The 13,995-nt window shown below is 63.7% G+C and carries 10 protein-coding genes and 1 riboswitch; of the genes, 5 read left to right on the top strand and 5 right to left on the bottom strand.

The genetic code is table 11. The features are described 5' to 3' along the window. Positions 1–187: 187 nt before the first annotated feature. Genes NOG11_RS15080 through NOG11_RS01525 form a run of 3 tightly spaced genes read left to right on the top strand, consistent with a single transcriptional unit; the run spans position 188 to position 2,535 of the window. The gene (locus NOG11_RS15080; RefSeq protein WP_370468212.1) at positions 188–469 is read left to right on the top strand and encodes an SEC-C metal-binding domain-containing protein; all 282 of its coding nucleotides are present in this window, start codon (positions 188–190) and stop codon (positions 467–469) included. 48 nt (positions 470–517) lie between these two features. Continuing rightward, positions 518–1,087, top strand: coding sequence for a hypothetical protein (locus NOG11_RS01530; RefSeq protein ID WP_502260777.1), 570 nt, complete (start codon positions 518–520; stop codon positions 1,085–1,087). Continuing rightward, positions 1,087–2,535: a reverse transcriptase family protein gene (locus NOG11_RS01525; RefSeq protein ID WP_256617862.1), complete on the top strand. Its 1,449-nt coding sequence runs from the start codon at positions 1,087–1,089 to the stop codon at positions 2,533–2,535. Before NOG11_RS01530 ends, NOG11_RS01525 begins: the two co-directional genes overlap by 1 nt. Positions 2,536–2,635: 100 nt before the next feature. Here NOG11_RS01525 and thiC read toward each other — a convergent pair whose 3' ends face one another. After that, a complete protein-coding gene (thiC, locus tag NOG11_RS01520) occupies positions 2,636–4,546 on the bottom strand; it encodes a phosphomethylpyrimidine synthase ThiC (protein WP_256617861.1) in 1,911 nt (636 codons plus the stop codon). Between the two features lie 35 nt (positions 4,547–4,581). Beyond that, positions 4,582–4,674: riboswitch (TPP riboswitch) on the bottom strand. Between the two features lie 67 nt (positions 4,675–4,741). Here thiC and NOG11_RS01515 point away from each other — a divergent pair. Further along, positions 4,742–5,512 (top strand): AAA family ATPase, encoded by a 771-nt coding sequence (locus tag NOG11_RS01515; RefSeq protein WP_256617860.1) that lies wholly within the window; start codon positions 4,742–4,744, stop codon positions 5,510–5,512. Between the two features lie 74 nt (positions 5,513–5,586). After that, positions 5,587–8,460 (top strand): M16 family metallopeptidase, encoded by a 2,874-nt coding sequence (locus NOG11_RS01510; protein ID WP_256617859.1) that lies wholly within the window; start codon positions 5,587–5,589, stop codon positions 8,458–8,460. Here the strand turns inward: NOG11_RS01510 and NOG11_RS01505 are convergent. The 4 genes from NOG11_RS01505 to NOG11_RS01490 all read right to left on the bottom strand — a co-directional run bounded on the left by NOG11_RS01505 (position 8,449) and on the right by NOG11_RS01490 (position 13,076). Then, positions 8,449–10,242 (bottom strand): ATP-binding protein, encoded by a 1,794-nt coding sequence (locus NOG11_RS01505; protein ID WP_256617858.1) that lies wholly within the window; start codon positions 10,240–10,242, stop codon positions 8,449–8,451. The two genes, NOG11_RS01510 and NOG11_RS01505, sit on opposite strands and share 12 nt — an antisense overlap. 81 nt (positions 10,243–10,323) lie before the next feature. Then, positions 10,324–11,616, bottom strand: a complete 1,293-nt coding sequence (locus NOG11_RS01500; protein WP_256617857.1) for an adenylosuccinate synthase — start codon at positions 11,614–11,616, stop codon at positions 10,324–10,326. Between the two features lie 154 nt (positions 11,617–11,770). Then, the gene (locus NOG11_RS01495; RefSeq protein WP_256617856.1) at positions 11,771–12,526 is read right to left on the bottom strand and encodes an isocitrate lyase/PEP mutase family protein; all 756 of its coding nucleotides are present in this window, start codon (positions 12,524–12,526) and stop codon (positions 11,771–11,773) included. A 4-nt stretch (positions 12,527–12,530) separates the two neighbouring features. Beyond that, on the bottom strand, positions 12,531–13,076 hold the full coding sequence (locus tag NOG11_RS01490) for a bifunctional transcriptional activator/DNA repair enzyme AdaA (RefSeq protein ID WP_256617855.1): 546 nt from the start codon (positions 13,074–13,076) through the stop codon (positions 12,531–12,533). Positions 13,077–13,995: the final 919 nt, after the last annotated feature.

Here is a 13,995-nt window from a genome sequence, read left to right as displayed (position 1 = left end):
TGCCGGGGATAAGTCACTGCGTGACGGCGGAGAAGGTGCCTGGGTCGGGCGGTGTGCTTTCTTCCCTATCCGTAGGGCGGAACGCGGAGCTTTCCGCCGCACCGCACGCACCCTTGCACCCCTGCCCCGCCCGCGCTAGCGCCCGCCGCGCAACTGATGGAGGCGACCATGGCCAAGAAGACCCACGATCCCGAAGCCCTCCCCAGCTTTCGAGCGGACGTCCAAGCGGCGTAAGGGCTACCCCAGTGAGACCAACGTCAAACGAGGCCACCGCTTTATCCGCGGCGGCGAGGTCGAGCTCGTCGAAAAACTAGGCCGAAACGACCCCTGCCCCTGCGGCTCCGCAAGGAGCTTTCAAGCGCTGCTGCATGAAGAAAGGCCGCTTTCGATGGCAGCCTGCGGGATGACTATTGGCGGTAGGTGCGGTGGGGGCACCGAAGCAAGAATAACGAATTTGCAAGTTCGGTAGGAAAACTGCATTCTGTCAGCCTGTTTCCAGTGAGCCGTTTTGAGTATCATGTCGGAGCCACCCGCTTATCCATCGAAGAAGGTTGATGCTCTCGAAAGCCACCGATCGGCCGTAAACCGACATGCCGCTCAGACATCCTTCGTTGTTTTTGTGTGCGGACCAGCCGTTAACCCGGAGAACTCAGCTTCTATAGTCCGAGAGAAGATCAAAAAGGATCTTGAAGAGCATGGCTTCGACGTTGTTTACGGCGAAGACGATGGCTTAGAGGAATCTAGAGTACACGTTGGAATGAATGCCCAAGACAATGAATTGAAATTCATTGCCAATGAGTGCAGGGCAGTAGTTATAGTCGCCAGTAGTGTAGGGTCTTTCGCCGAACTAGGTCTCTTCAGTTGGCACTTTGCTCAAAAGAACGGAATTATTGACAGTCATAAATGTGATTTAATTTGCCTGATTGATAAGAAATACAATGAGCGCTCCTATCTGACAGAGGGCCCCGCTCAAGCTGTAGATGGGCATGGACGCTTGTTGTTCGTAGATTTCGATGACTTTGATACGGAGCATTTGGTAAAGCGCCTCAGCTCGCGTCGGGCAACTGCTTTGTGGGACACCGAGTAATGCAGCAGTTCAGTCCTCGCCAAGACATCGTTCTTTGGGCAGTCGGTATCGTTCAACCAGCACGAGCTGAAGACGTAATCGCCTTCATACGCCTCTTCTTCGAAGACAGCAGCATTCGCATCTCTCGCATCCGCCTGTCCGATTGGCTTGCTCAGCAAGCCGATCAAGGCTTGGTCCAGTACGAAACCGTTGGAAAAGTTAGATATTTTTCCCTCGCTCCCAACTCGCGTTTCGTGCTGCCGAAGGATTTGCGCTATCGGCGAGATGCAATGCGACTGTTCTTGCTTAAAGATGCATCAACCGATAAGGTTGTGGTGCCGTACGGCGAGGCTCACAACGAAATGGACGGCGTTTCGCCGTCCTCACCGTCAAGGTCTGGTTTACAAAGGAGCGGGACCAATAAGACGCCCGCTGTCTTTCGCCACCGGCCGTCTTATTGGTCCCGCTTACCGAGGCAGATTTTCGAATCTGGTCGTTCAGCTGCGCCGTACGGTCCAAAATTCAGGTACTACGCCGTAGAAAATGACCGGCGGGAAACTGCTCGCGAGAGTCTCAATAGGATTCACAGCTTCGCAAGTTTAGCAAACTTGCTTGGTATCTCCCCTCTACTTTTGTCTAGAATGGCATTCTACCCGGATCGGTACTACCGGAGCTTCAAGCTGCGCAAAAAATCTGGTGGTGAACGCGAAATTTATGCGCCACGAGTTTTCCTAAAAACGGTACAGCGATTTCTAAACGACTACTTCTTCGGCGCGCTACCGACACACCCATCTGTTCACGGATTTATGGCAGGGCGGTCAATTCAGTCGAATAGCTCTTGTCATGTTCGACAGAACTTCGTGGGCTCTATCGACATCAAAAATTTCTTCCCAAGTGTTACTGCACATACGATAAGTAATAAACTCACCGCCTTGGAACTTGCGCCTGGGGTTATCGAAGTTATCAAAGGTCTTTGTACGCTGCACAATTCACTTCCTCAAGGCGCTCCTACAAGTCCATCGCTAGCTAACTTTTGCCTCCGCGATGCGGATACATTAATCGCAAACACGGTATCTAGACAAGGGGTAGTCTACACAAGATATGCCGATGACCTGACGTTCTCCGGCAGCTCACGTGCCGCAATAGAAGCCTCTATGGAAACGGCCAGAACTTGCCTTGAAGCGGAAGGATTCAGTCTCAATCCACGCAAAAGCAGGATCAACTCTCGCGGAGGCCATCAACGCGTTACAGGTTGCGTCGTCAACCAACACGTCGCGCCACCACGAAAAGAGAGAAGGCAACTACGGGCGAGAATGCACAATCTGCAACGCAGCGAATCAGTCTCCCAGAAGACGTTCTACGAGGTATCAGGCAAGGTAGCTTACTACGGATCATTCTCTATGTTTGCAAAAACGAAAGAGTATGAAGACCTAAAGGCATACCTTGAGGCACTCCGCGCGAAACTGTAGTACACTTCGGCTAGGTCCGCGCACGGTGGAGCGGAACATCGAAGGTAATCTGCCGTTGTGCTGCCCTGCACCAAAAGGCGGATCGCTTCGCGTTCCGCCCTCAAACATCCCCCGCCGTCACCTTCTCGTCCTCTACCCGCTCCGGCGCGACGTAGAGCTTGCCGCCGACTTCGGCGTATTTCTCGCTCATCTTGTCCATGCCGCGCTGGCGCTCTTCTTCGCTCATCTGCTCCAGCGCCTTCTTCTCGTTATCGCTCAGCCCACCAGCGTAGTCGCGGACGTCCTGGGTGATCTTCATGCTGCAGAATTTCGGGCCGCACATGGAGCAGAAGTGGGCTGTCTTATGCGCCTCCTTCGGCAGGGTCTGGTCGTGGAAGTCGCGGGCCGTCTCGGGGTCGAGGGAGAGGTTGAACTGGTCCTCCCAGCGGAACTCGAACCTCGCCCGTGAGAGGGCGTCGTCGCGGAGCTTGGCGGCGGGGTGGCCCTTGGCGAGGTCCGCTGCGTGGGCGGCGAGCTTGTAGGTGACGACCCCCACCTTGACGTCGTCACGGTTGGGCAGGCCGAGATGCTCCTTAGGCGTCACATAGCACAGCATGGCCGTGCCGAACCAGCCGATCATGGCCGCGCCGATGCCTGACGTAATGTGGTCGTAGCCGGGCGCGATATCGGTGGTCAGCGGGCCGAGGGTGTAGAACGGCGCCTCGCCGCACTCCCTCAGCTGCTTGTCCATGTTCTCCTTGATCTTGTGCATCGGCACGTGGCCGGGGCCCTCGATCATCACCTGGACGCCGTGGTCACAGGCGACCTTGGTCAGCTCACCGAGGGTTTCGAGCTCGGCGAACTGGGCGCGGTCGTTGGCATCGGCGATGCTGCCCGGACGCAGGCCGTCGCCCAAGCTGAACGTCACGTCGTAGTCGCGCATGATCTCGCAGATCTCGGCGAAGTGGGTGTAGAGGAAGCTCTCCTTGTGGTGGGCCAGGCACCACTTGGCCATGATCGAGCCGCCGCGGCTGACGATGCCAGTGACACGATCCGCCGTCAGATGGATATAGGGCAGCCTGACCCCTGCGTGCACGGTGAAGTAGTCGACCCCCTGCTCGCACTGCTCGATGAGGGTGTCTCGGTAGACCTCCCAGGTCAGGTCCTCGGCGATGCCGCCCACCTTCTCCAGTGCCTGGTAGATCGGCACGGTGCCGATGGGGACGGGGGAGTTGCGCAAGATCCACTCGCGGGTGTTGTGGATGTTCTTGCCGGTGGAGAGGTCCATCACCGTGTCCGCGCCCCAGCGGGTGGCCCAGACCATCTTCTCCACCTCTTCCTCCACGGAGGAAGTGACGGCGGAGTTACCGATATTGGCGTTGATCTTGACCAGGAAGTTCCGGCCTATGATCATCGGCTCGGCCTCGGGGTGGTTGACGTTGACGGGGATGACGGCGCGGCCACGGGCGATCTCATCACGGACGAACTCCGGCGTGACGAACTCAGGGACGGAGGCGCCGAAGCTCTCGCCGTCGGAGGCGCGGAGACTGGCGCCCTCCGCCGCCTGCTTCCGGCCGAGGTTCTCGCGGATGGCGACGTACTCCATCTCCTCCGTGACGATGCCGGCGCGGGCGTAGTCGAGCTGGGTGCGAAGCTCGCCGGTCATGCGGCGGGGCTGGGGCACGTTGGGGAAGGCACGCGCGAGGTAGTCGCCCTTGGCGCCGCCATTGTCTTCGGGCTTGACCTCGCGGCCCGTATAGGCCTCGCTCTCGCGCCGGGCGATCCAGGGCGCGCGCAGCTTGGGCAGGCCCGCCTCGACATCCGGCTTGAACCCTTCTTCCGTATAGGGACCGGAGGGGTCGTAGACCGGCAGCGGCGCCTCGCCGCTCGTGGGGTGGAGGATGATGTCGCGCACTGGCGCGGCCACGTCGTCGAAGCGCTCGGACTTGACGTAGCGCTTGAGCGAGGAGGGCAGCGGGCCGGTGGTCACTTCGGGGGTCTTGAAGTCGGACTGACGGGTGGGCTTGTTCATGGGTCTTCCTCCGCTCTCGCGGGGACGCGCGCCAAGGCCCTGCCTCACGCCGTCCCTACGCCGGTCTCAACCGGATCAGGTTCAAAGGGTGCGTCTCAACCCCGCGCGGGGTGCCCCTCGGCTGACAAGTCAGGTAGCGAGCCGCGGGGGGCGTGGCAAGGCGACAGCGCACGCGGCGGGTGATAGGGCCTCGCCATGGCGCAGTCCGGTGAGGCGAGGAAACGGTTGGAGCCGCTGCTTCGGCAGCTCGGATCGGGGAGCAATCCTGGCCTCCTCTTTCTCGGCGGCAGCCAGGGGAGCGGCAAGAGCACGCTCGCACGCAGGCTCGCCGAAGAGGGGCGAGCGGCGGTTCTCAGCCTCGACGACTTCTATCTGAGCCGCCGGGAGAGGGAGCGGTTGGCCGCGAAGGTGAGTCCCCTCTTCACGACGCGCGGCCCGCCGGGCACCCATGACCTTCGCGGGCTGAACGAAGTGCTGGACGCTCTTCTTGAAGAGCGTGAGACTACCGTGCCCCGTTTCGACAAGCTGCGCGACGAGCGCGCGGAGGCCCACCAAGTGGTTCGGCCTGCCCCCTTGATTGTCTTGGAAGGCTGGCTGCTTGGTGCCCTGGCGGACCCGAAGGCACTAGGCGAGCCGCCGATGAACGAGGTGGAGGCGTGCGATAGGGACGGCGCTTGGCGGCGTTATCAAGAGGAGCTTCTGGCGTGTGACTACGCCGCGCTCTTCGATAGGGCGGACGCCTTCGCCTATCTGCTGCCCCGGCGTTTCGAGCAGGTGCATGATTGGCGGTGCAGGCAGGAGGAGGACCTTCTCGGCATCGAGCGCGGCACGCTGCCCCCCACCCGGCGCACGGAGCTCAGCCGCTTCGTTATGCATTTCGAGCGGCTGACCCGGCGGATGATGGAGGGCCAGCGCCGCGAAGGGCGCGCCATCACCCTCGATAGCAGCCACCGGCCCCTTCCTTAGCAGCGAAGGCGTTGGCGAACCGGGCCAAACCGGTTAACCCTCACCGATAAACGATAAGACGGGACCCTGGTGAGATGAAAAAGACCCTGCTCCTTGGCGCGAGCCTCCTTCTTCTGGCGGGCTGCGCCGCCGACAACACGGGCGGCACGGCCAAGCTCGAGGGCGACGGGACGGTGACCGCGACCACGCCGGACGGCTTTGCCCTTACCTATGAGAAGTTCACGCTGGATAACGGGCTCGAGGTGATCCTGCATGTGGACGACAGCGACCCGATCGTCGCCTTCTCCACGGTCTTCCATGTGGGCTCGAACCGTGAGGTACCCGGACGGACCGGCTTCGCGCATTTCTTCGAGCACATGGCGTTCAACGACTCGGAGAACGTGCCGCGGGGCTGGAACCGGCTGAAGATTCCCGAGTGGGGCGGCAACCGAAATGGCGGCACCTGGGGCGACGGGACGATCTACTACGAGGTCGTGCCCACCGATGCGGTCGACAAGATCCTGTGGATCGACAGCGACCGCATGGGCTACATGATCAACACCGTGACCACCGAAGCCCTCGAACGTGAGAAGCAGGTGGTCAAGAACGAGAAGCGCCAGCGCTACGACAACGCCGCCTACGGATTTACCTCCGAGGTGATCAAGAAGGCGCTCTACCCCTCCGATCACCCCTATAGCTGGACGACCATCGGTCAGCTCGAAGACCTACAGGCAGCGACCCTCGACGATCTGCGCGAGTTCTACGATCGCTACTATGGCGCTTCCAACGCGACCCTGGCCATCGCCGGCGACTTCGATCCCGCGGAGATGAAGGAGAAGGTCCGCTACTGGTTCGGCGAGATCCGCGCGGGCGAGCCGGTGAGCGCGATGGCGCCAAGGCCCGTCACGCTGGAGGCGGACAAGAGCCTCTACTGGGAGGACAACTTCGCGACCCTCCCCGAGCTGAGGATCACCAGACCCTCGGTCGAGGAGATGAACGGCGACGAGATCGCCCTCGACGTTCTCAGCCAGCTTCTGGCGGGGACCAAGAGCTCACCGCTCTACCAGGTGGTGGTCGAGGAGCGTAAGCTGGCCCCCGGCATCGCGGCTTACAACAGCAGTCAGGAGATCGCGGGCGAGTTCACCATCCGTGTACGTGCCAGTTCCGGTCAGGACCTCGACGCGGTGAGGGCTGCCATCCAGGAAGGACTGGAGCGGTTCGAGGAGGAGGGCATCGACCCCGACGCCCTGCGCCGTATCAAGAACGAGCAGGAGACCGGGCTCTATGCGGGGATCTCCACCGTGCTGGGTAAGGCCAACGCCCTCGCCGCTGCCAACGAGTTCAACGGCGACCCTGCCTATGAGCTGCAGAAGGCGGCCAAGCTGCAGGCGGTGACCGCCGAGGACATCATGCGGGTTTATGAGCGCTACGTCAAAGATCAGCCTGCGGTCTATACGAGCTTCGTTCCGAAGGGACAGACCGAGCTAGCCCTGGCCGGTGCCGAGGAGGCCGAAGTGACCGTCGAGGTGGTGCGCAACGACGTGGCCGCCGAGGAGGTCAGTGCGGGCGCCCTCGCCGAGTACGAACGCACACCGACGATAGCAGACCGGTCCGAGCCGGACTTCGGAGAGCTGCCGCTCTTCACCATGCCGGACATCTACGAGGCGAGAGTGGGCGGCGCGCGGCTTCTCGGCATTGAGAGCAGCGAGACGCCGCTCGTCACCTACGATATCTCCATCGACCACGGATCGTTCCGGGACCCCGACGATGCGCAAGGCCGCGCCGTCCTCCTCGCGAGCCTCCTCAACGAGGGCACGGCATCGAAGACGGCAGGGGAGTTCGGCAATGCGGCGGGGCTTCTCGGGGCGACCATCGACGTGGAGGCTTCCGGCTCCTACACGACGGTCACGGTGACCACGCTGGAGCGCAACCTCGAAGAGACCGCCTTACTGGTCGAGGAGCTTCTCCGCACGCCTCGCTTTACCGAAGAGAGCTTCGACAAGGTCCAGCGCGCGCTTCTCACCGGGATCGCCGGGCAGCGCGGCAACCCCGGCGCCATGGCGAACTACGCCTTCCAGAACCTTCTCTACGGCGCGGAGCATCCGGCGGGCCAGCCTAGCTTCGGCACGGCGGAGAGCGTCAGTGCGCTGACCTTGGACGATATGAGAGCCGCCCATGAGGCACTCCTGGGCGGCAACGTCACCCTTCACGTGGTGGGTGATGCCCGGTCCCGGCGGGCTCGCAAAGCGCTGGCGCCGATCCCCGCTTTGTTCAGCGGCGAGGCGGAGGAGCTGGTTATGCCCGCCCCGATGCCCCCGGCAACGGATGGCCGCGTCTTCTTCATCGACGTGCCGGGCTCGAAGCAGAGCGTCATCTTCGCGGGCAAGACCGTTCCCCCCACCACCGACCCTGCCTTCGACCTTATCGACTTCACCAATGAGAAGCTCGGCGGCGGCATCAACGGCGATCTCAGCCAGACCCTCCGTATCGAGAAGGGCTACACTTACGGCGCCTACTCTTCGCTATCGCGCGGCACCTACCCGCAGACCTTCCGTATCGCCACCAATGTGCGGGCCAACGCCACGGGTCCGTCGCTCGAGATCATCGACCAGATGGTGCGCGAGTACGGCCCCACCTTCACCGAAGAAGACACGGAGATCACCAAGCAGAAGATCGTCAAGGACAACACCCGCACCTATGAGAGCCTGGGTGCCAAGCTGAGCATGCTGCGCAACATCTCGCGCTACGGCGAGAGCAAGCGCTATCTGGAGGAGGAGCAGGAACGGCTCTTGGCGATGAGCACGGAGGATTTCCAGCGCATCGCTTCGGAATATCTCGAGGCGGACGAGATGGTCTATGTGGTGGTCGGCGATGGGGCGACCCAATCGGAGGCCGTGTCGGCTTTCGGGGGCGGAACGAGCACCACGCTTCAACCCTTCACCCCTTACGGCGGCGGCTCAGACCGCTAGGGTCGCTGCGCCCGTCTCTCGCCCTTCCGAGAGGGCGCTGCTGGTCGCCTCCAGCAGCGCCGCCCGCTTGATCGGCTTGGCGACGAAGCCGTCGAAACCGTTCTCCAGGAACCGGGCGATGTCCTCGGGCATGGCGTAGGCGGTGACCGCCAGGACCGGCGGAAGGGGGCGGCCCAACGCCTGGAGCTTGGCCAGGGTCGCAGGGCCGTCGAGATGCGGCATGGAGATGTCGAGCAGGATAAGGTCGAAGGCCGGGTCGGCTTGGAAAAGCTCGATGCCCTGACTTCCCGAGCTCGCCGTGACGAGGTGCACCTCCTCCGGGTGAAGAAGGGTCTCCATCACGGCCAAGTTCACCTCGTTGTCGTCGATGACGAGGATGCGGCGGCCCGTGAGGACGCTGGTCTCCTCGGTATCGCTTCCGGCCTGCGGCTCTTCCTCGGCGCCGATCCGCTGAAGCGGCAGGCGGATCGAGAAGCACGAACCCTCCCCCTTCGCCGTCTCCAGCTCGATCACCCCGCCCATCGCATGGGCGATGCCGAGGGAGATCGTCAGCCCGAGGCCCGTTCCGCCGAAGCGGCGGGTGGTGGAGCTGTCAGCCTGGGTGAAGGGCTGGAAGACGCGGTCCGCCTCCTCCTTGGTCATGCCGATGCCGCTGTCCTCGACCCGCAGAAGGAGATCGCCGCTCTCGCACTCCTCCGCACTGATCACGATGCCGCCCTCGGCCGTGAACTTCACCGCGTTGCCCGTCAGATTGTGCAGCACCTGCACCAGGCGGTGCTCGTCACCGACCCAGTGCCCGGAGGCGCAAGGGTCGATCCTGGTCACCATGGCGAGGCCCTTGCGCTCCGCCTCGGGCCGGTGAAGCGCCGCCACGCGCTCGACGACGGAGTGCAGGTTGAACCGGCCCTCCTCCAGGGTCAGATGCCCCGCCTCGATCTTGGACATGTCGAGGACGTCGTTCAGGAGGCTGAGCAGCAGCTCGCTGGCCTCCCGCAGGATCCTCGTCTGCTTGGTGGCCTCGGGAGGCAGGTCGGCCTCCTGCAGCGCTTCGGCCATGCCCAGGATACCGTTCATGGGCGTACGGATCTCATGGCTGAGCGTGGCGAGGAAGCTCGACTTCGCCTCGCTCGCGGCTTCGGCGGCGCGCTTGCGCTCCTCGGCCTGGGTCCGTGCCCTGATCAGATGGTCGCTGGTGCTGCGGTAGATGCGGTAGGCCAGGAAGGCGTGGATGCCGAACATGACGGCGGAGAAGGTCGGCGCGATGAGCTGCTGCGGCGCCCATCCCCCCTCGCCCCATGCGATACCGAGAAGCGGCAGGCAGACCGCCAGCACGGCATGGGGGATGAAGCCGCACAGAAAGATGATCCGGTGGTGGTACATGTGAACCACGCAGTGAAGCATGGAGCCCGCCAGCCAGAACGCCGCGTAGACCTTCAGCGAGACATCGCCGAGTACCCATGCCGCCAGGGCGATGGAGCCGTAGAACGCCGAAGCGAGAACGGCGGTGACGACGAAGAGGCCCATCTCGATAGAGCTGATCGGCCTTCGCCGGGTGCTGGGCAGGAACCGCAGCCGCACCCCCGCCTCGAGGGCTTGGCTGGCGAAGATCAGAAGAAGGCAGGTGACCGCCCAGAAGGTGGAGACGGACACGGCGATAAAGGCCGCGCCGGTCACGGCGAGGCCGAGCCTCGTGGCGAGCTGCCGCGACCGCGAGCGCGCAATGGCCTTGAGCTGGCTCAGCTCCAGGCGTGCCTCTTCCTTCTCGGTTTGGGGCATCGCCATGACCAGATTCCTCCAATCAGGAGAATGCCCTAGCCTCCTTAACTGAGGCTGAAGCGGAAGGTCACGATGCTGATCGTCCGGTTAACCCTCGAACGGGTCCCTCATCAAGATGACGTCCTCGCGCTCGGGCGAGGTGGAGACCAGCACCACGGGGCGGTCGAGGAGCTCCTCGATGCGGCGCACATATTTCACCGCCTCAGCCGGAAGCTGTGCCCAGGACCTGGCACCCGCGGTCGATCCCTCCCAACCGGCAAGGGTCTCGTAGAAGGGTCTGGCGCGCTCCTGCTCCAGCATCCCGGCGGGCAGGTAGTCATAGGTCTCGCCGTCCACCTCGTAGCCGGTGCAGACCTTCAGCTCCTTCATGCCGTCCAGGACATCGAGCTTGGTCAGCGCCACCCCGTCGATCCCTGCCGTCAGAAGGCTCTGGCGGACGAGGGCCGCATCGAACCAGCCGCAGCGGCGCTGGCGGCCGGTCACCGTGCCGAACTCGTGGCCCCGCTCGCCGAGGCGCTGGCCGATCTCGTCGGTGAGCTCCGTCGGGAAGGGGCCGGAGCCCACCCGCGTCGTATAGGCCTTGACGATGCCGAGGCCGTAGGCCGCGCCCGCCTTGCCCATACCCGTGCCAGTCGCCGCCTGCCCGGCCACCGTGTTGGACGAGGTGACGTAAGGATAGGTGCCGTGGTCCACGTCGAGAAGCACCCCTTGCGCGCCCTCGAACAGGATGCGCTTGCCCGACTTCCGCGCGTCCTCCAGCAGCCGCCAGACAGGCGTTGCGAAGGGCAGAAGCTTCTCCGCCGCCCGCGCCAGCATGTCCTTCAGCGCGCCTGCCTCCAGGGGGTCCGCCCCGAAGCCCTGACGCAGGGCGTTGTGGTGGGTGAGAAGCCGCTCGATGCGGCTTTCGAGCTCACCCAAGTGGCGAAGGTCGGAGACGCGGATCGCCCGGCGGCCCACCTTGTCCTCATAGGCAGGGCCGATGCCCCTTCCCGTCGTGCCGATCTTGCCCGCCCCGGCCGCTTCTTCGCGCAGCCGGTCGAGCTCGCCGTGGAGCGGCAGGATCAGGCAGGCGTTCTCGGCGATGGCGAGGTTGCGCGGCGTGATCGACACACCTTGCCCCTGAAGCCGCTCCACCTCCGAGGCGAAGGCGTCAGGGTCGATGACCACGCCCGAGCCGATGACCGACATCTTGCCCTCGCGCACGATGCCCGAGGGCAGCAGCGATAGCTTGTAGACCTCACCGTCGATGACCAGCGTATGCCCGGCATTGTGCCCGCCCTGGAAGCGCACCACCACCTCGGCCCGCGCCGACAGCCAGTCCACGATCTTCCCCTTGCCCTCGTCGCCCCACTGGGCACCGATCACCGAAACATTGGCCATGCGAGAGGGTCCTTTCCTGCCGATGCGCGCGCTCTAGTAGGATGGAGGCAAAAGGGGAAGGGCGGGAGCAAGGTTGCCCGGCACCGCCCAGGAACCCTTGCAAACCCATGCTCGGTACTCGGACAGCCTTCCTGCCGCCTGTTCCCGGTCAATCTCACGCTCCCGCTTTGGCGGTCACAGCGCCCATAGCCTCGAGATAGAGGCTGGGGCCAAAACTGATGCGCCGGACGCCGAGATTGGCAAGCTCTCTCACCGGAGGCATGTCTTTCGTGACCATAATATTGATGGGAAGTGAGGTCCTCTCACAGAGCACGCCGATCAAGTCCGAGGCCACAAGGCCCGGCACGAAGAAGCCGTTCGCCCCAGCGGCTGCGTAGGCTTCCGCGCGCTCAACGGCCTGGTCCATCAGCCGATCATGCGGGATGTCGCCTGCGCCGCCGAAGAAGACATCGGTGCGGGCGTTGATGAAAACCGGCACGCCGGTCTCATCAGCAGCCTGCCGAAGGGCTGCGATCCGGTCAGCCTGCGCGGTCAGGTCGTGAAGGCCTTCCCGGCCTATGCGGCGGTCTTCGAAGTTCACACCGACGACCCCAGCTTCAATGAAGCGGAGCAAGGTCGACGCGACCTCCTCGGGGCTCTCGCCATAGCCCCCTTCGATGTCGGCGCTGACAGGAAGGTCGACACTCGCGACGATACGCCGAGTGATCTGTTCGGCAATATCGACCGGCATCGCTTCGCCGTCCTCATAGCCCTGCGCTGCCGCGACGGCCCAACTGCTCGTTGCGATAGCGAGTGCCCCCGACCTCGCCACGGCTCTCGCGCTACCGGCGTCCCAGACGTTGTGGAGGATGAGGGGCGTGGGCTCCTGGTGCAGCGCTGCGAAAGCAGCGGCTCGGTCTTTTTGGTGCATCGGTTCAGTCCTTTGCTTGGTGCTTCTGGGTTGGCTGGAAGGCGGAAGGCGGTCTTCCGTAGAGTTCGCGGAAAGCGGCGTTCATGCTGCGTAGGCTGCCGAAACCGGCCTGCTTCGCAACGCTCGCCACGTCGTGCTCGCCCTCGTGCAGTAGGCGTTTGGCACGCTGCACGCGGAGGGTACGGGCGACCTGGAGCGGTGAGGCACCGATCTGCTCGGCGAACAACCTTCCCAGATGCCTCGAGCTGACGCCCAAGCGCGCGGCGAGCACGGGAACGCTCTGCTGATCGAGGGCTCCGTTCTCGATCAGACGCAGTGCGCGTTCCGTGGTGCTGCGCGTGCCCTTCCAGGCGGGGCAGAAAGGAGCGGTCTCTGGACGGCACCGGAGGCAAGGCCGAAAACCCGCCCCTTCGGCCGCTGCTGCCGTGGGGTAGAAGTCCACATTATGCAGGAGGGGCTGGCGGACACGGCAGACGGGGCGGCAGTAGACACCCGTCGTGCGCACACCGACGAAGAAGCGCCCGTCATAGTCGGGGTCGCGGGCGGCCATGGCAGCCTCACATATCGAGCGATCAAGCACGCCCGAAGCCTAGCGCAGAATGCCAGTCATTCTCGACGCTAGCGAAAGGATCAGGTCCGAAACCTGCCGATGGGTACGGGCGACATCTGACACTGCCGCTGTCACGAACTCGACCCAGCAAGCCTAGTCGGCCCCGTAGGGCGGCTCGCGGGAGCGTGCCGCCTTGCAGCGCTGGGACCTGGGGACGGCGGCACGCTCCCGCGAGCCGCCCTACGACTTATCCACGCCGCTCCCTTATCCCCTACAACACCTTCGTTGCGGCAAGACCGGGGGTGAGGAGGACCAGCGAGCGCTGAAGGCGATCGCCCGACGAACGGCGCCTGACCTTCCTGCTTGTCGCTGCGGCGGGTGTTGGTGTCCTTTCGGGGTAGCGAGCTGGTGCGTCCGGTTAACGCAGCCAGAGGATCAAGGCAGCCACCCGCGGTGAGCTAAGGATTGGCCCCCCGCTCGGAGACTTCCGAGGTCCGCCATACCGCGCGCTTCGTATCGGCGAGGGGTGACCGTGGCCGAAGGCCGCGTAAGCGCACCGAACGGAGCCGATCATGCGGAAGCACAGAACACACTCTTTTCCCTCGCTTCGGCAACGAGGCGCGCGGAACACCCCGGACCAGCTGACAACCGACCGTGGGCGGGCGCTTCGGCGTTTCTGCCTCTCCCCCCCCGCCGTCATCCCGGAAGCCGAAGGCTATCCGGGATGACGGGGGAGAGGCGAGGACCACACCTGTAGGGCGGTCAGGTCCGGAGGGGCTGGCCGCGGGATGCTGGCGAGGGCGCACCGAACGCGGCCAGCGGCTGGCCGCCCTACGGCACGTTCCCTTTCAAAACGACGTAGGCTCTGACCTTGCCTCTTTTCCTGGGCGCTGAAACAGGCCACGTCTCTTCGCGGCTC

The organism is Parvularcula maris (genome assembly GCF_024505085.1).
GTDB lineage: Bacteria > Pseudomonadota > Alphaproteobacteria > Caulobacterales > Parvularculaceae > Parvularcula > Parvularcula maris.
The sequence above is the reverse complement of the archived record's forward strand: the minus strand, read 5'-3'. Positions and strand labels throughout refer to the sequence as shown.